Genomic DNA, 17,118 nt, shown 5'->3' with positions numbered 1-17,118 from the left:
ATTCGCAGACTGCCTCAATTCGCTGTGGCCGTAGTTTCCCGGTGCTCATCCGCTCTGAACATTTAACTACTTGTGGCAGAATTGACGCCACGATACACCTGAGAACGTCGAAGCGGGAAACCAACGATGGAAGACGAGGACATCGCCCTCAACAGCGTGCTCGGCCTGGAATTGAACCGCGTGTTTTTTGCCGTCCGCGAAACGTCGAACAAGCAGAAGATCATCGAGTTTGCGCGCGAGGTGCTGCAGAGCGAGCGCGCGGAGCTGGCCGAGAGCGTGTCGCCGGAAGGGCCGGCGAGCTAGAACGCCGTTGCAACAGCCGAAGCAACAGATCGCGCCACGAGAGCGCCTCTCCATCTGACCGCGCGGATTTTAGTCGAAACACTCTGACTGCGAAATTACTCCGCCATTATCCGTAACGCCTGCTGCGCCCTTACCCTCCCCTGGAGGGGGAAGGTCGGCACGCGGTCGAGCGAAGCGTTGCGTGACGGGGTGGGGTGATCTCTCCACTCGGGCACCGCTTCAATGGATAGACTGTCACCCCACCCCGCTCGCGCTGCGCGCGATCGACCCTCCCCCTCCAGGGGAGGGTAAGGCAGCGCGCCTCCGGCCACATCGGCGCACACTTGCCGCTGGATGACAGCGCATCTCTCGTGAGATGATCGCCGCCGCGATCTCTTGTCGATGCCAGGGACAGTTCAAGGCCATGATGACGCTGCGCCAGGTCGAAGTGATCCGTGCCGTGATGGTGACGGGCACCATCGGCGGTGCGGCGAAGCTGCTCAACGTCTCGGCGCCGGGGATCAGCCGTCTCGTCAAATACACCGAGCGGTCGCTCGGCATCCGCTTCTTCCAGCGCCAGAACGGGCGCTACTTCCCGACGCCGGAAGCCGAGAACATTTTTGAGCAGATCAACGGCGTCTACAAGAAGGTCGACGACCTCTCCGAGATCATCTCCAAGATCGGCCGCGGCGGCCTGTCGGAGCTGCGCATCGGCTCGGTGCCGAGCATCTCGCAGGTGATGGTGCCGCGTGCGATCGAGCGCGTCCGCCGCCGCTATCCCGATCTCGGCATCGACATCAACATCCTCAAGCTCGAGGAGGCCATCGACTACCTGATGCTCGGCCGCGGCGAGTGCGTGGCGATGAGCTATCGGCTCGAGCATTCCGGGCTCGACTTCATGCCGCTCGCTTCGGGCGAGCTCTATTGCATCGTGCCGCCGGGCCACGAGCTCTCCGGCCGCAAGCAGGTCTCCGCCGCCGAGATCACGCGCTATCCGCTGATCGGCATCGATCCCAACGACCCCTACGGGCGGATCATGGCCGGGATCTTCGCGCGCCACCGGCTCGACTACAACATCACGATCCGCGCGCGCTTCGGCACCACCGTCTGCGCGCTGGTGAAGGCGGGGCTCGGCATCGCCATCATCGACCAGTTCACCGTCGCCCATGGCGGCTATCCCGGCATCGAGCTTCTGAAGATCGCCGAGCCGACGCGGTTCGACACCTACATCGCAGTCAAGCGCGGCACGCCGTTGTCGCTGCATGCGGAGTACTTCATCGAATCTCTGCGCACCGAGACGCGCGCGGTCGAGCCGTCCCGCGGCAGTGGCAAGACCGCCCCTGCCCGCGGGCGGAAGAAATAACATGATGTTAGGTTTGCCAGATAAAAGGGTAATTGTGTTAGGCGGGGGAAAGGCTATCGTCGCAGCTGGAATTGCACGGATTTCCCCGCTAATGGCCGGGGCCGGACGCTCCCTTTGAGACGATAGCGAACCATGTCGAAACGCGGATACGCCGCCAGCAAGAAGCTCCTGATCGGCCTGATCGGCGCCCCGATCGCGCATTCCGCCTCGCCCGCCATGCATGAGCGCGCCGCCGAGGCGCTCGGCCTGCGCGGCCATTACCAGCTTATCGAGGTCGCCGGGGCCGATGCGGCCGGGCTGCGCATGATGCTCGAGGGCGTCCGGCGGCTCGGCTTTGCCGGCGTCAATGTCACCTATCCCTACAAGGAAGCGGTGGTGCCGCTGCTCGACGCGCTGGCGCCGGGCGCAGCCAGCATGGGCGCGGTCAACACCGTCGTCGTCAGGGAGGGCCGGCTGACCGGCCACAACACCGACACCACGGGTTTCGCGCGGGCGGTGACGCCATTGCTGGCGCCCTCCGGCAACGCCGTCGCCCTGATCGGCGCCGGCGGCGTCGGCAAGGCCATTGCGTTTGCGCTGGCGAGCCGAGAGGTGGCTGACATCCGCATTTTCGACAGCGAGCCGGCGCGCGCCGAGAAACTGGCCGCCCTGCTCGCCCCGGGCGGCGCTCGCGTTGCCGCCAGCGTTGAGGATGCGCTCGACGGCGCGACCGGTCTCGTCAACGGCACGCCGGTCGGCATGCTGCCGAACCGTGACACGCCGGTGCCGGCGGGACTGCTCAGGGCGGACCTATGGGTCGCCGACGCCGTCTACTCGCCGCTGATCACGCCGCTGCTGGCCGCAGCGCGAGAGAAAGGCGCGCATATCATGACCGGCCGCGACCTCGCGATCTACCAGGCCGCCGACGCCTTCGAACTGTTCACAGGCCTTGCCCCATTCCACCGAGATCATGGGAGAGGCTTTCGACGCCGTGATGGCAGCGCGCAGCGCCGCCTATCAGGCAGCTTGAGGCGAAGCGGCCGGAATACAAGGCCGCTTGCAAGATTTGAAACGGGAGGAGAGGACGATGAAATCAACGCTAGTGGTGGGCGCATTGCTCACCGTCATGACCGCAACGGGCGCCTTTGCCCAGGCCATCAAGCTCGCCAACGTCGCGGAGCTCTCGGGCGGCGGCGCTACCGTCGGCACGAACTGGAAGAACGGCATCGACCTCGCGATCGAGGAGATCAACGCCAAGGGCGGCGTGCTCGGCCGCAAGCTCGAGGTCAGCCACGCGGACTCGCAGTCCAACCCCGGGGTGGCGCGCGCCCAGGTGCAGAAGGCGCTCGACGCCGAGCCCTATGTGCTGCTCGGGCCCGGCTATTCCGGCTCGGTGAAGGTGACCGCGCCGCTCGCGGCCGAAGCCGGCATCGCGCAGATCATGGGCGGCGAGGCCGCCGAGCTGACGCAGACCGGTAACAAGTTCCTGTTCCGCACCTCCTTCGGCCAGCAATCCTCAATGCCGAAGGTCGCAAAGTACATCCACGACGAGATGAAGGCGAAGACCGTTGCGGTGGTCTGGGTCAACAACGATTTCGGCCGCGGTGGCCGCGACGTCGTGGTCAAGGAGCTCGACCGGCTCGGCTCCAAGGTCGTCGCCGATCTCTCCACCGAAGCGGGCCAGGCCGACTTCGCCGCCGACGTCGGCAAGATCAAGGCCGCCAATCCCGACGCCGTGTTCGTCTACCTGAACGAGGAAGAGAGCGCGCGCATCCTGAAAGAGCTGAAGCGCCAGGGCGTCACCGCGCCGCTAATGGGCGAGACCACGCTGATCGGCCAGAAGGTGATCGAGCTTGCCGGCGATGCCGCCAACGGCGCGCGCGGCCATGTCGGCCTCACCACCGACGCGCCGGTCGACCTGGTCAAGGCGTTCCGCGAGAAGTTCTCCAAGAAGTACAATTACGTCCCCGACCATAACGGCCTGAAAGGCTACCTCGCCGTCTACATGGTGAAGGCCACCACGGAAAAGATGGGCAAGGTCGACCCGAAGAAGTTCGCCGATACGCTGCACGGCCTCACCATCAAGGCCGCGGACGAGCCGGGCATCCTGATGGACGTCACCTTCAGCGACACCGGCGACATCGACCGCCAGAGCTTCCTGGTCGAGGTGGTCGAAGGCAAGCAGGTGGTGAAGCAGGTGCTGCCGAAGGTGAAGTGAAGCGTGGCCCTTCTCCCTCGCCCCGCTCTTCGCGGGGAGAGATCCTTCATCTCCCTCTCCCCGCCACTTCGCGGGGAGAGGGCGGGGTGAGGGGCTGCTTCCGCGACGACGGTGACAAGCGAGTACGCGGAGACAGCCCCTCACCCCAACCCTCTCCCCGTAAGTACGGGGAGAGGGAGAGGAAAGAGAGCGGGGAGAGGGAAGGAAAGAGGGGAACATGTCCAACCTATTCGATCTACTGGTCGCGGGACTCGCCACCGGCGCCATCTACGCGCTGGTCGCGGTCGGCTTCACGCTGCTGTGGCAGACCTCGCAGACCATCAATTTCGCGCAAGGCGAGTTCGTGATGCTGCCGGCGTTCCTGATGCTGGCCGCGATGCATGTGGGCGCGCCGTTCTGGCTCGCGATCATCCTCGGCATCCTGCTCTCGCTGATCCTGCTCGGGCTCGCCTTCAAGATGCTGCTGGTGGACCCGATGATGCGTCACGGTGTGCTACCGCTGGCGATCGCGACCATGGCGCTCGCGATCGGCATCAAGGAATCGGTCAAGCAGTTCTACAGCGCGGAGGCTTCACCCTTCCCCTCGATCGTGCCGACCGGCGACATCTCCATCCTCGGCTATGCCGTGTCGCTGCAGAGCATCGGCGTGCTCACTGTTGCCATCCTCGCCGTTCTCGGCCTGACCACGCTGCTGAGCCGTACCTCGCTCGGCCACCAGATGCAGGCGGCGGCGCAGAACCCGACGGTGGCCCGCATCATCGGCGTCCCGGTCGAGCGCATGATCCTGCTGACCTTTCTGATCAACGCCTTCCTGGTGGCGCTGGCCTCGCTGCTGATCACGCCGATCTATCTCGCAAAATTCTCGTCCGGCGAGGTGCTGGGCCAAGCCGCCTTCATCGCCGCGATCGTCGGCGGCTTCAACCAGGTGCGCGGCGCCATCGCCGGCGGCCTGCTGATCGGCGTACTCGACAATCTCGCGGCGGCCTATGTCTCGACGCAGTATCGCGCCGCCGTGCCGATGATGTTCCTGATCGCCGTCATCCTGTTCCGGCCGCAGGGCTTGCTCGGCCGTGCCGAGGAGCGCACCGTATGAGCGGCATCGCCAAACCCCTGAAGATCGCGCTCGGCCTTGCCGTCATCGCCGCGCTGATCATCGTCCCCATGAACTTCAACCGCTACGGCCTGTTCATCCTGAGCCAATGGGCGGTGATGAGCATCGCCGCGATGGGGCTCAACCTCACGCTCGGCTATGCCGGCCAGGTCTCGCTGGCGCAAGGCGCCTTCGTCGGCATCGGCGCCTATGCCGCCGCGATCATGACCACACATGGCTGGCCGCTGCCGGCGGCGATCCTGGTGGCGATCGTCTTGAGCTTTGCGATCGGCTGGGTGCTCGGCTATCCCGCACTGCGCGTGCAGCACCATTACCTCGCCTTCGTCACCCTCGCCTTTTCCACCCTCGCCTTCCTGGTGTTCCGCAACGAGAGCTGGCTGACCGGCGGCATCTACGGCATCTCCAACATCCCACGTCCGCACATCTTCGGCATCGCGACCGCCAAGCCGCTGCCGTTCTACTATGTCTGCCTCGGCTCGCTCGCGATCGTCTCGCTTGCGGTGTGGTGGCTGATCCGTTCGCCCTGGGGCCGTGCCTTCATGGCGTTGCGCGAGAATCCGTTGCGCGCGCAATCCCTCGGCGTCGACACCCGCCGCTACACGCTGATGGCCTTCGCGATCGGCTCGGCGCTCGGCGGCGTCGCCGGAGCGCTCTATGCGCCGCTGACGCAATATATCGATCCGGTGCCGTTCAACCTGTCGCTCTCGCTCGACCTCCTCTTGATGGTGATCGTCGGCGGCGCCGGCTTCTATTTCGGCCCCTTCCTCGGCGCGATGATCGCGGTGCTGCTGCCGGAATGGCTGCGCTTCACGGAAGGCTACTACCTGATGCTCTACGCGGTGGCCGTGATGCTGCTGCTGATCTGGTCGCCGACCGGCATTCTCGGAATCCTCGACCGATATCTTGCCGAACGCCGCACCAAGGCGGCGTCCGCGCTGCGCGCCGTCGCAAAGTCGCGCCTGGAGACGGCACAATGAGTGCGGTCCTCGAAGTCACCGACATCAAGAAGAGCTTTGGCGGCATCCACGCCGTCAACGGGGTCTCGTTCGACGTGCGCGAGGGCGAGATCCTCGGCCTGATCGGGCCGAACGGCTGCGGCAAGTCCACATTGTTCAACTGCATCCTCGGCCAGCTCACGCCGACCGGCGGCGAAGTCAAGCTCGACGGACAGGTCGTCACGGGCCTGCGCCCCTCCGAGCTCAACAAGCTCGGGGTCAGCCGCACCTTCCAGCTGTTGCAGGTGTTCCCAAAGCTCTCGGTGCGCGAGAACCTGATCCTCGCCGGACAGGAGCACCAGGGCAACATGGCCTCGCGCCTGGTCGGCCGCTCCGATGCCGGGCTGACCGAGGCCGCCAACCAGATGATCGGCTTCTTCAAGCTCGACCATCTCGCCGACGAGCCGGCCGGGGGCCTGTCCTATGGTCAGCAAAAACTGCTCGATGCCGCCATGGCCTTCATGGGGGGCTCGCGCCTGGTGCTGCTCGACGAGCCAGCCGGCGGCGTCAACCCGTCGATGCTGGCGGACCTCAAGGAGCGCCTGGTCGCGATCAACCGCGAGAAGAACGCCACCTTCGTCGTGATCGAGCACAATATGGAGTTCGTGATGTCGCTGTGCTCGCGCGTGATGGTGATGGCGGAAGGCAAGGTGCTGGCGATGGGCCGGCCCGACGAGGTGCGGAAGAACCCCGCCGTGATCGAAGCCTATCTCGGACATTAGGAGCGCGTAATGAGCGATCCCATTCTCTCAGTCCACAATCTCGTCGGCGGCTACGGCAAGATGACGATCTTGAACGGCACGACGTTTGCCGTTCCTTCAGCCACGATCACGACGATCATTGGTCCGAACGGCGCCGGCAAATCGACGGTGTTCAAGGCCATCTTCGGTCTGCTCAAGCTGCGTGAAGGCAAGATCAGCTTCGCGGGTCGCGACGTCACCAATCTGAGCCAGCGCGCGCTGCTCAACGCCGGCATCTGCTACGTGCCGCAAGGCCGCAACATCTTTCCCGAGCTGTCGGTGCGCCACAATATCGAGCTCGGCGGCGTCGCCGCCGACAAGGGCCTCGACTTGCCCAAACGGATCGAGGCGGCGCTCGACCTGTTTCCGGCATTGCGGCGCAAGTCCGCACAGCAGGCCTCCACGCTATCAGGCGGCGAGCAGAAGCAGCTCGAGATCGCCCGCTCGCTGCTGCTCGAGCCGAAGCTGGTGCTGGTCGACGAGCCTTCGATCGGCCTGTCGCCGCTGATGGTGCAGCAGACCTTCGACATCCTCAAGAGCTTGCGCGATCGCGGCGTCACCATCCTGATGATCGAGCAGAACGCGCGCTCGGCGCTGGAGATCTCCGACATCGGCATCGTGCTCGAGCTTGGCCAGACCCGCATGATCGATGACGCCAGGCGCATTCTGAACGATCCGCGCATCGGGCAGCTCTTCCTCGGCGGCGCCATGGAGGAGAGCGCGGCATGAGCGCGAAGATGCGGATCGCCGTGGCCGGCGCCGGCCTGATCGGCCGTCGGCATATCGAGTTGATCGAGTCCTCCGGGGATTGCGTGCTTGCCGGCATCGCGGACCCCTCGCCCGCTGCCAAGGAGTATGCGCGGGCGCATGGCGTGCCCTGCTACGCGGACCATCGTGCCCTGCTCGCAGAAGAGAAGCCCGACGGCCTCATCATTGCCTCGCCCAACACGCTGCACTTGCCGATGGCGCTCGACTGCGCCGAATCCGGCATACCGGCTCTGATCGAGAAGCCGGTGACCGAGACGGTTGCCACCGCGCAACGCCTGTGCGCGGCGGTGAGACGCACCGGCGTGCCGATGCTGGTCGGCCACCACCGGCGGCACAATCCGATCATCAAGTCGGCCCGAGAGGCCGTGACGAACGGAAAGCTCGGCCAGCTCACGGCCGTGGTCGGGCTGTGGCTCCTCAAGAAGCCCGACGATTATTTCGAGGTCGCCTGGCGGCGCGAGGCAGGCGGCGGGCCACTGCTGATCAATCTCATCCACGACATCGACAATCTCCGCTTCATCTGCGGTGAGATCGTCGAGGTGCAGGCGCTGACCTCGAACAAGGTGCGCGGCTTCGCGGTCGAAGACACCGCCGCGCTGCTGCTGCGCTTTGCCAACGGCGCGCTGGGCACGGTGACCGTGTCGGATGCGACGCCGGCGCCGTGGAGCTGGGAGCTCTCCTCGGGCGAGAACCCAGCCTATCCCAGGCAGGATCAGCCCTGCTACATCTTCGCAGGGACTGCGGGTTCGCTCTCCGTGCCGAACATGGAGCTGTGGTCATACATGGAGCAGCCCGGCTGGTACGCGCCGCTGTCGCGCGCGACCATCGCGCCGCCCGCGTTCGATCCGCTGATCGAGCAGCTCCGGCATTTCTGCGCAATGATTGCCGGCCACGAACAGCCGCTGATCTCGGTCAAGGACGCAATGGGAACGCTTGCCGTCGTCGAAGCCGTCAGCGCGGCCGCGCGTACCGGGCAAACGATCTCGCCGGGGCAGATTATGGAGCAGGCCGCATGAACAAGCGCTCGATCGCCACCGTCTCCCTCTCAGGCAGCCTCGACGAAAAGCTCCGCGCCATCGCCGCCGCGGGCTTCGATGCGGTCGAAATCTTCGAGAACGACCTGCTGTCGTTCGGCGCCGGCCCACGCGACATCGCGAAGATGTGCACGGACCTCAATCTCGAGATCTGTGCGTTCCAGCCGTTCCGCGATTTCGAGGGCATGCCGGAGCCGCAGCGCGCGCGCAACTTCGCCCGCGCGGAGCGGAAGTTCGATCTGATGCAGGAACTCGGCACCGATCTGTTGCTGATCTGCTCCAACGTCTCGCCCGCCGCGCTCGGCGGCATCGACCGCGCGGCTGACGATTTTCGCGAGCTCGGCGAGCGCGCCGCGAAACGTCGTTTGCGCGTCGGCTATGAGGCGCTGGCCTGGGGCCGCCACGTCAACGATTATCGCGACGCCTGGGAGATCGTGCGTCGCGCCGATCATCCCGCGATTGGCGTCATCCTCGACAGCTTTCATGCGCTGGCACCTGGCTTTCCGACCCGCGCCATGGCCTCGATCCCCGGCGACAAGATCTTTCTGGTGCAGCTCTCCGACGCGCCAAGGCTCGAGCTCGACATCCTGTCATTGAGCCGGCACTTCCGCTCCTTCCCCGGCCAGGGCGACCTTCCGGTCGGCGCGTTCATGGCGGCGATCGCAGCGACCGGCTATGCCGGACCGCTGTCGCTGGAAATCTTCAACGACCAGTTCCGCGCCGGCTCGGCCGCACAGACCGCCGTCGACGGCCTGCGCTCGCTGATCCTGCTGGAGGACCAGCTCGCACCGGACTGGCCGAATTTCGCCGGCAAGGCGCTGGCCCCGAAGGCGAAGAGCCGCGGCACCGGCTTCATCGAATTTGCCGTCAACGAGAGCAAGGCCGCCGAGCTTGGCCGCCTGTTCTCGCAGCTCGGCTTCCGCAAGAGCGGCCAGCACCGCAGCAAGGCGGTGGAGCGCTGGTCGCAGGGCAAGGTCGAACTCGTCATCAATTGCGAGACCGACGGCTTTGCGCATTCGCACTATGTCACCCACGGGCCCGGCGTCTGCGCCATCGCGCTCGACGTCGACGCTGCCGGCCGCGCCATGCAGCGCGCCGAGACGCTGAAGGCGCGCACCTTCTACCAGCCGGTCGGGCCGGGTGAACTCGAGATTCCCGCGATCCATGGCGTCGGCGGCAGCCTGCTCTATTTTCTCGACCAGGCCGGCAAGAACTGGGACACCGATTTCGAACCTGTCGCAAGCGATTCAAGCGCCGATGCCCTGCTCGCGGTCGACCACATCGCGCAGTCGATGCCCTATGACGAGATGCTGACCTGGCTGTTGTTCTACACCGGCATTCTCGATCTGAAGCGCCTGCCGCAGATGGAGATCGCCGACCCCAGGGGCCTCGTGCAGAGCCAGGCCGTCATCAACGCCGACCAAAGCCTGCGCTTCGTGCTCAACGGCTCCTCGGCCAACCGCACCCTGCCGGCGCGCTTCATCTCGGAGTTCTTCGGCTCGGGCGTGCAGCATGTCGCCTTCGCGTGTCAGGACATTTTTGCGACCGTCGCGGCGATGCGCCAGCGCGGCGCGGGTTTCCTGGACATCCCCGACAATTACTACGACGACATCGAAGCCAAATACGATCTTGCGCCCGAACTAATGGCGCAGCTGCGCGCCAACCACATCCTCTACGACCGCGAGGGCGACGGCGAGTTCTTCCAGGTCTACACCCACATCTTCGACGAGCGCTTCTTCTTCGAGATCGTCGAGCGCAGGAACTATCAGGGTTTTGGCGCGGCCAACGCCGGCATCAGGCTCGCAGCGCAAGCGCGCGAGGTGCGCCCCGCAAACATGCCGAGGGTGTAGGTCTTCGCCTCTCCCAATCTGCGGGAAGAGGCCGACGCGCGTAGCGCGGGTGAGCGGCCTCCGCGAGACACATATCCGCTGGGACGACGGTCTCTCAACACGTCATTGCGAGCGCAGCGAAGCAATCCAGAATCCCTCCGCGGAAAGACTCTGGATTGCTTCGCTGCGCGCTCGCAATGACGGTGTGGGACTGGCGAGGAATTCGAGCAACTCCGTCCTCGGGGAGAGAGCCCCTCACCCCACCCCTCTCCCGGTAAGAACGGGGAGAGGGAGAGGAGAGATCTCACTTCATCTTGCACTTCTCGTGGAAGCGATCCTGGTCGTTCTCGACGATGGTGGCGACGGTCTTCAGGGCGAGCTGGCCTTCGGAATCCTTGACCACGTCCTGCAGGTAGAAGTTCTGGATCGGGATGTGGTTGTTGCCGAACTTGAACGCGCCGCGCACCGACTTGAAGTTGGCCTTCTCCATCTCGGCCTTCATCTCGTCCTTCTTGGAGGTGTCACCCTTCACGGCGACGACGGCGCTGTTGATCAGGTTCGCGGCGTCATAGGATTGCGCACCGTAGAAGGTCGGGCGCAGGCCGGGATACTTCTTGCGGTAGTCGGCGACGAAGCGCTTGTTCTGCTCGTTGGGGAGGTCATTGACCCATTGCTGCGCACCGGGCACCCCGAGCGCATTCTCCTTCTGGAGCGGCAGCGAGAGCTCGTCGATGGTGAAGGCGGTGTAGAGCGGCATCGTGCTCTTCAGTCCGGCCTGCGCATATTGATTGAGGAATTGCACGCCGGCGGCACCGGGGTAGAACACGAAGATCGACTCGGCGCCGGAGGCGCGCGCCTTGGAGAGCTCGGCGGAGAAGTCGAGCTGGCTCGGCCACACCGTGTATTCCTCACCCACGACCTGTCCCTTGAAGGTGCTCTTGACGCCGGCCAGCATGTCCTTGCCGGCGGCGTAGTTCGGGCCGATAAGGAACACCGACTTGACACCCTTCTGGTTCATATAGGTGCCGACCGCCTGCGGGGTCTGGTCGTTCTGCCAGGAGGTCGAGAACACGTAAGGCGAGCACAGCTCGCCCGCGAGCTGCGACGGACCGGCATTGGCCGAGATCAGGAAGGTCTTCGAATCGACCGCGGTCTTGAGCGAGGCGAGCAGCACGTTCGACCAGATATAGCCGACGATGAAGTCGACCTTGTCCGACTGCACCAGCTTCTCGGTCTTCTGCTTGCCGACGTCGGGCTTCTGCCCGTCGTCCTCGTAGAGCACCTCCACCGGCTTGCCGCCCATCTTGCGGCCGAGATGATCGAGCGCGAGCTCGAACGAATTGCGCATGTCGTTGCCGATCACGGCGGTCGGGCCGCTGAAGGTCGAGACGAAGCCGATCTTGATGGTGTCTCCGGCGAATGCCTGATTTGCCAGCACCAGCGCCGCTGCGCCCGCCAGCCAGAATGCCGTCCTCATAACACTCCCTCCTTAATTATCGGTCCTGGAAGCAGGGTGATCGCCGCTCCAGGCCTGTCTCTATTGAACGCAAAATCTGTCGCGCCGCCAATGGCTCAGCGCCCGCCCTGCACCATATTTCGCCCCGATTGGAGATGGCAAGAATTATAATTCTACTCACTTCGGCCGAGGCCGGCCCAGGGCCGGTCCGGGAGGCCGCGGCGCTTTTTCGCGCCGGATCGATACAGCAGGCCTATGCGACGATTGATGACCTCTATTGGACCGCGGCGCCCAATCCGCACTTAAATGAAGGCGAGCAGCAGCGAGATTCGAGGGTTAAATCATGGCCGCAAATCCCCATCGCGTCGTCATCGTTGGCGCCGGCTTCGGCGGGCTGGAGGCGACTTACCGGCTTGCGGGCGCTCCCGTCGAGATCACGCTGATCGACCGCCGCAATCATCATCTATTCCAGCCCCTGCTCTACCAGGTCGCGACCGCCTCGCTCGCAACCAGCGAGATCGCCTGGCCGATCCGTCATCTCATGCGCGACCGGCGCGAGGTGACGACGCTGTTCGCCGCCGTGAGCGGCGTCGATGCCGAGCGACGCTGCGTGCTGATCGACGACGGCAGCGAGGTGCCCTACGACACGCTGGTGCTGGCCACCGGCGCGCGGCACGCCTATTTCGGCCACGATGAATGGGAGCAGTTCGCGCCCGGCCTGAAGACGCTGGAGGATGCGACCACCTTGCGCCGGCACATCCTGGTGGCGTTCGAGCGCGCCGAGCGCGAGACCGATCCGAAGCGGCGCGCGGCGCGGCTGACCTTCGTGATCGTCGGCGCCGGCCCGACCGGCGTCGAGCTCGCCGGCACCATCGCCGAGATGGCGCATCACACCTTGCCCGCCGATTTCCGCAACATCGACACGCACAAGGCCCGCGTCGTGCTGATCGAGGCGGGTCCGCGCGTGCTCGCCGGCTTTCCCGACGAGCTCTCGGCCTATGCGCAGGCCTCGCTGGAAAAGATCGGCGTCGAGGTCGTGCTCGGGCAGGCCGTCACCGAGATCAATCGCGAGGGCGTCGTGTTCGGCGGCAAGCTACTCGAGGCCAAGACGCGGATCTGGGCCGCCGGCGTGCGCGCCTCGCCCGCGGCCGAATGGCTCGGTGCGCCCAGCGATCGCGCCGGGCGCGTGCTGGTCGAGGCCGACCTCACCATATCAGGCCATCCCGAGATCTTCGCGATCGGGGATACCGTCAGCATCAACGCCTGGGACGGCAAGCCGGTGCCCGGCATCGCGCCGGCCGCCAAGCAGCAGGGCCGCCATGTCGCCGAGACCATCAAAGCGCGCCTGCGCGGTGCTGCGACCGGCCCGTTCCGCTACAAGCATGCCGGCAGCCTCGCCCAGATCGGCAAGCGGCTCGCGGTGATCGATTTCGGCAAGGTCAAGCTGCGCGGCACCATCGCCTGGTGGATCTGGGGCATCGCCCACATCTACTTCCTGATCGGCCTGCGCCACCGCCTCAGCGTCGCGCTGAGCTGGCTCTGGATCTACGCGCGAGACCAGCGCGCCGCGAGGTTGATCACGCAGGGGTCGAGCAAGGTGGTGTAGGAGTCACTGATGCAGCGCGGCCCTCTTACCCTCCCCTGGAGGGGGAGGGTCGGCTCACATTGAGCGCAGCGAAATGTGTGCCGGGGTGGGGTGACGGTCTCTCCACATCCAACACTGCCCGCGTGGAGAGATCACCCCACCCCGCTCGCGCTGCGCGCGATCGACCACGGGCGAGCTACGCTCGTCCCGGACCCCTCCAGGGGAGGGTCAAAGCAGATCGCGCTCGCGGCCGCTACTTCACCAGCTCACACCCACCTTCCGCGAGCGGGCGAAACGCCTGGTCTGCCGGAATCGTCGCGACCAGCTTGTAATAATCGTACGGATATTTCGACTCCTCCGGCTTCTTCACCTCGAACAGGTACATCGGATGCACGACGCGACCGTCCTGACGGATCGCGGTGTCGCCGAACAGCTTGTCCTTGCCCTTGAACTTCTTCATCTCGGGCACGACCTGCTTGGCATTGTCGCTGCCGGTGGCGGCGACGGCGTTGAGATAAGCGAGCGTGGAAGCATAGACTCCGGCCTGATTGCCGCTCGGCATCTTGCCGTTCATGCCGGGCCGTGCAGCAAAACGCTTGGCGAACGCGCGGGTATCATCGTTCATATCCCAGTAGAAGGCCTCCATGAGCTGGAGGCCCTGCGCGACCTTGATGCCCATGCCGTGAACGTCGTTGATGAAGAGCAGGAAGGCGACGAGCTTCTGGCCGCTTTGCTGGATGCCGAATTCGGAGGCCTGCTTCACCGCGTTGATGGTGTCGCCGCCTGCATTGGCGAGCCCGATGACCTGCGCCTTCGAGCTTTGCGCCTGCAGCAGGAAGGACGCGAAATCGGAGGTGCCGAGCGGATGCTTTGACGAGCCGATCACCTTGCCGCCGTGGCCCTCGATGTATTTCTGCGCCTCCGCCTCGATGCCCTTGCCGAGCGCGTAATCGACCGTGAGGAAATACCAGTCCTTGCCGCCGCGCGACACCATGGCAGCTGCGGTGGTGTTGCCGGTCGCCCAGGCATCGTTGACCCATTGGATGGTGTTGGGCGAGCACGCTTTGCCGGTCAGATCCGAGCTCGCCGTCGATGACGCCAGGAAGGTCATGCGGCTGTCGCGCAGAAGCGCGTTGATGGAAAGACCGACGGCCGAGTTCGGCACGTCGACGATCGCGTCGACGCCCTCGACGTCCAGCCATTTGCGCGCGATGGCGTTGCCGACATCGGCCTTGTTCTGGTGATCGGCATAGACGATCTCGACCTTGATGCCCTTGCCGCCGCCGTTGAAATCCTCCGCCGCCATCCGCGCGGCCTCGACCGAGCCCATGCCATTGGTGTCCTGGAAGATGCCGGAGATGTCGTTGAGCACGCCGATGCGCACGACGTTGTCCGATATTTCGGCGTTGGCCGCGCCGGTCACCAAGCTCGCAGCCAGCGCGAGCGTCCACTTCAGATGTTTCATCATTCCCTCCCTGTTTGATATTTTGCGAAGATCCGACGGCTTGGCAGATCAGACCTGCCGCTCTGGCAACTTCAGGACGAGCCCATTGAGATCGGGCGTGATCGTGATCTGACAGGACAGCCGGCTCGTCGGTCGCCGCTCAGCGGCGGTGCCGTCGAGCAGCGCATCCTCGTCGTCGGCCATCGCAGGCAGGCGCGCGAGCCAGCTCTCGTCGACATAGACATGGCAGGTCGCGCACATCGCGTTGCCGCCGCATTCGGCCAGAATGCCGTCGAGGCCGTGACGGGTCGCGGCCTGCATGGCGCTCTCACCGCCCGCGGTCTCGACGCGATCGGACTTGCCGTCGGGATGGATGAAGGTAATGGCAGGCATCAAGCTCCTCGTCAGGCCGGGGTGATCGTCACAGGCAGGCTGTCGAGCCCGCGCAGCGTGTTGTTGAAACGGCGCTTCGGCTCGCCCGTGATCTCGATTCTCGCGATGCGGCGCGCCAGCGCCGTCAGCATCACCTCGCCTTCGAGGCGGGCGACGAGCTGGCCGACGCACATGTGGATGCCGGAGCCGAAACCGACATGGCCGGAGGTGCGGCGGGTGATGTCGTACCTGTCGGGGGCATCCCAGCGCCGCGGATCGCGGTTGGCGGCGGCAAGGAACATCAGCACCTTCTCGCCCTCACCGATTCGCGCACCGGAGAGCTCGACCTCACGGGTGGTGGTGCGGAAGAAGGTCTGCACCGGGCTCTCGAAGCGCACGGCCTCCTCGAAGGCACCGCGCGCGAGCGTGAGGTCGTCGCGCAGTCGCTGCCATTGGCCGGGAAAGCGCGCGAGGCAATACACCGCAGCGCCGATGCCGTTGACTGTCGTGTCGAGTCCGGCCGACAGCAGCGAACGCACCAAGAGCGGCGCCTCAGTGGCCGTGATGGCGCCCTCTTCCACCTGCGCATGAATGCAGGCGCCGAAGCCGCCGGGTGCCAGGTTCTCGCGCTGGCACTGCTCGGCGACATAGGCCTGATGCGGCGCCGAGCGTTCAATCGCCTCCTGGCGCAGCTGGTTGGGCGGGCCGAACGCGTTGAATACCACGCTTGCGTAGGGAATCAGATGCTCGCGCCCTTCCGGTTTCAGGCCCAGCGCATCGGGAAAGATCGACAGCGGATAGGCCTCGGCAAGGTCGGTGATCGCGTCGAAGCTGCGCCGGTCGAGCAGCGCGTCGACCCGTTCCTCCGCCGCCGCGGCAAAACGGTCGCGCACCTGCTTCATCACGGTCGGCGACAACACTTTTGACAGGACGGCGCGGGTGCGGGTGTGCGCCGGCGGATCGGCCTCGAGGATCAGGCTCGGCGGTCGCCACGGCGCCTCCTTCTTGAAGTCGGAAAGGCCGACGCCGCGGCTGGAGCAGAAGGTCGCGGGATCGTTCAAGACGGCGTGGACCTCGGCATAGCGCGCCACGCCATAGACGTTCCACTTGTCGAGATAGACCACGGGGCCGGCTTCCCGCAGCAGCTCATGCGCCGGATAGGGGTCGGCAAAAAAGCTCATGTCGAAGGGGTCGACGTCGAGATGCGGGACGCCCGATCCCGCAGCACCGAATGCGGTCATGGAAGACCTCCCTCATTTTGATCTTGTGAAAGGGCGGCGCATGCCCTTAGGTCTTTGGGCCCGCCGCGAGTCAGAAACCCGATATGCCGCCGTCTTCGACCAGAGCCCGCCAGAAGCCCGCACCCAGTGATGCGGGGCCGACGCTCGATCTCGACCGTTACGTCCCGGCGTTCATCACCTTCATCGCCAACAAGCTGTCGAACAGCGCGACCGCGTTCTATCAGAAGCAATTCGGCGTCAACGTCACGGAATGGCGGATCATGTCGCTGCTGGCGATCGAACCCGGCATCCCGGCCTCGCGCATCTGCCACGTCATCGGCTTCGACAAAGGGCCGGTGAGCCGGACCTTGGCAGGGCTGGAAAAGCGTGGGCTGGTGTCGATCCGCACCGACCCGAACGACGGCCGCACCCACTCGATCTCGTTGACGGCAAGGGGCCGCGCCACCCATGACAAGGTGATCGTCGCTGCGTTCGAACGCGAGCGGCGGCTGTTGTCGTGCCTCAGCAAGGACGAGCGCGAGGTGCTGATCGATCTCTTGCGCCGGCTGCACGAGAACCTCGGTGCCGTGACGGACAGCAGCTATAGCTGACGCGTCGCGTCGCGGAAGCACCCTGTCTTCCGGCATGCGTCGGCATTTGCCGACGGCACCATTCCTGCCGCGCATTGTTTCCTCCACGATCGGACGCAGCGGTTCCGCCCG

15 protein-coding genes and 1 pseudogene are annotated in these 17,118 nt (G+C 65.3%); 12 read left to right on the top strand and 4 right to left on the bottom strand.

Annotation, left to right across the window (positions count from 1 at the left end):
- Positions 1-126: 126 nt before the first annotated feature.
- From ABIA45_RS30065 to ABIA45_RS30020, 10 genes and pseudogenes are all read left to right on the top strand, one after another.
- On the top strand, positions 127-303 hold the full coding sequence (locus ABIA45_RS30065; RefSeq protein WP_157286587.1) for a hypothetical protein: 177 nt from the start codon (positions 127-129) through the stop codon (positions 301-303).
- A 403-nt stretch (positions 304-706) separates the two neighbouring features.
- The gene (locus ABIA45_RS30060) at positions 707-1,645 is read left to right on the top strand and encodes a LysR family transcriptional regulator (RefSeq protein WP_404654629.1); all 939 of its coding nucleotides are present in this window, start codon (positions 707-709) and stop codon (positions 1,643-1,645) included.
- A 132-nt stretch (positions 1,646-1,777) separates the two neighbouring features.
- A pseudogene (locus ABIA45_RS30055) lies at positions 1,778-2,654 on the top strand (shikimate dehydrogenase).
- Between the two features lie 57 nt (positions 2,655-2,711).
- Positions 2,712-3,842, top strand: a complete 1,131-nt coding sequence (locus tag ABIA45_RS30050) for an ABC transporter substrate-binding protein (protein ID WP_036001805.1) — start codon at positions 2,712-2,714, stop codon at positions 3,840-3,842.
- 217 nt (positions 3,843-4,059) lie between these two features.
- Positions 4,060-4,935 (top strand): branched-chain amino acid ABC transporter permease, encoded by an 876-nt coding sequence (locus ABIA45_RS30045; RefSeq protein ID WP_271546399.1) that lies wholly within the window; start codon positions 4,060-4,062, stop codon positions 4,933-4,935.
- Positions 4,932-5,930 (top strand): branched-chain amino acid ABC transporter permease, encoded by a 999-nt coding sequence (locus ABIA45_RS30040; protein ID WP_404545377.1) that lies wholly within the window; start codon positions 4,932-4,934, stop codon positions 5,928-5,930. The genes ABIA45_RS30045 and ABIA45_RS30040 overlap by 4 nt, the downstream gene beginning before the upstream one ends.
- Positions 5,927-6,670 (top strand): ABC transporter ATP-binding protein, encoded by a 744-nt coding sequence (locus tag ABIA45_RS30035; RefSeq protein WP_036001814.1) that lies wholly within the window; start codon positions 5,927-5,929, stop codon positions 6,668-6,670. The genes ABIA45_RS30040 and ABIA45_RS30035 overlap by 4 nt, the downstream gene beginning before the upstream one ends.
- Positions 6,671-6,679: 9 nt before the next feature.
- A complete protein-coding gene (locus ABIA45_RS30030; protein ID WP_404545375.1) occupies positions 6,680-7,417 on the top strand; it encodes an ABC transporter ATP-binding protein in 738 nt (245 codons plus the stop codon).
- Entirely contained in the window at positions 7,414-8,472 is a 1,059-nt protein-coding gene (locus ABIA45_RS30025; protein ID WP_404654628.1) for a Gfo/Idh/MocA family protein, read from the top strand. Before ABIA45_RS30030 ends, ABIA45_RS30025 begins: the two co-directional genes overlap by 4 nt.
- Positions 8,469-10,340, top strand: a complete 1,872-nt coding sequence (locus ABIA45_RS30020) for a bifunctional sugar phosphate isomerase/epimerase/4-hydroxyphenylpyruvate dioxygenase family protein (protein ID WP_404654627.1) — start codon at positions 8,469-8,471, stop codon at positions 10,338-10,340. Before ABIA45_RS30025 ends, ABIA45_RS30020 begins: the two co-directional genes overlap by 4 nt.
- Before the next feature lie 283 nt (positions 10,341-10,623).
- Here the strand turns inward: ABIA45_RS30020 and ABIA45_RS30015 are convergent, their stop codons facing one another.
- Entirely contained in the window at positions 10,624-11,796 is a 1,173-nt protein-coding gene (locus ABIA45_RS30015; RefSeq protein ID WP_225171920.1) for an ABC transporter substrate-binding protein, read from the bottom strand.
- Between the two features lie 322 nt (positions 11,797-12,118).
- Between ABIA45_RS30015 and ABIA45_RS30010 the strand changes: the two genes are divergently transcribed.
- Positions 12,119-13,381 carry an NAD(P)/FAD-dependent oxidoreductase gene (locus tag ABIA45_RS30010; RefSeq protein ID WP_404654626.1) on the top strand — a complete coding sequence of 421 codons (1,263 nt, stop codon included), beginning with the start codon at positions 12,119-12,121 and terminating at the stop codon, positions 13,379-13,381.
- 232 nt (positions 13,382-13,613) lie between these two features.
- Here the strand turns inward: ABIA45_RS30010 and ABIA45_RS30005 are convergent, their stop codons facing one another.
- The 3 genes from ABIA45_RS30005 to ABIA45_RS29995 are packed head-to-tail and all read right to left on the bottom strand — an operon-like array spanning position 13,614 to position 16,417.
- A complete protein-coding gene (locus tag ABIA45_RS30005; RefSeq protein ID WP_404654625.1) occupies positions 13,614-14,825 on the bottom strand; it encodes an ABC transporter substrate-binding protein in 1,212 nt (403 codons plus the stop codon).
- A gap of 48 nt (positions 14,826-14,873) precedes the next feature.
- A complete protein-coding gene (locus ABIA45_RS30000; protein WP_404654624.1) occupies positions 14,874-15,197 on the bottom strand; it encodes a 2Fe-2S iron-sulfur cluster-binding protein in 324 nt (107 codons plus the stop codon).
- A gap of 11 nt (positions 15,198-15,208) precedes the next feature.
- A complete protein-coding gene (locus tag ABIA45_RS29995; RefSeq protein ID WP_404654623.1) occupies positions 15,209-16,417 on the bottom strand; it encodes a cytochrome P450 in 1,209 nt (402 codons plus the stop codon).
- A gap of 83 nt (positions 16,418-16,500) precedes the next feature.
- Here ABIA45_RS29995 and ABIA45_RS29990 point away from each other — a divergent pair, with 83 nt between their 5' ends.
- Positions 16,501-17,007: a MarR family winged helix-turn-helix transcriptional regulator gene (locus tag ABIA45_RS29990; protein WP_271546419.1), complete on the top strand. Its 507-nt coding sequence runs from the start codon at positions 16,501-16,503 to the stop codon at positions 17,005-17,007.
- Positions 17,008-17,118: the final 111 nt, after the last annotated feature.

Source organism: Bradyrhizobium sp. USDA 336 (assembly GCF_044908355.1).
Taxonomy (GTDB): Bacteria; Pseudomonadota; Alphaproteobacteria; order Rhizobiales; family Xanthobacteraceae; genus Bradyrhizobium; species Bradyrhizobium yuanmingense.
The sequence above is the reverse complement of the archived record's forward strand: the minus strand, read 5'-3'. Positions and strand labels throughout refer to the sequence as shown.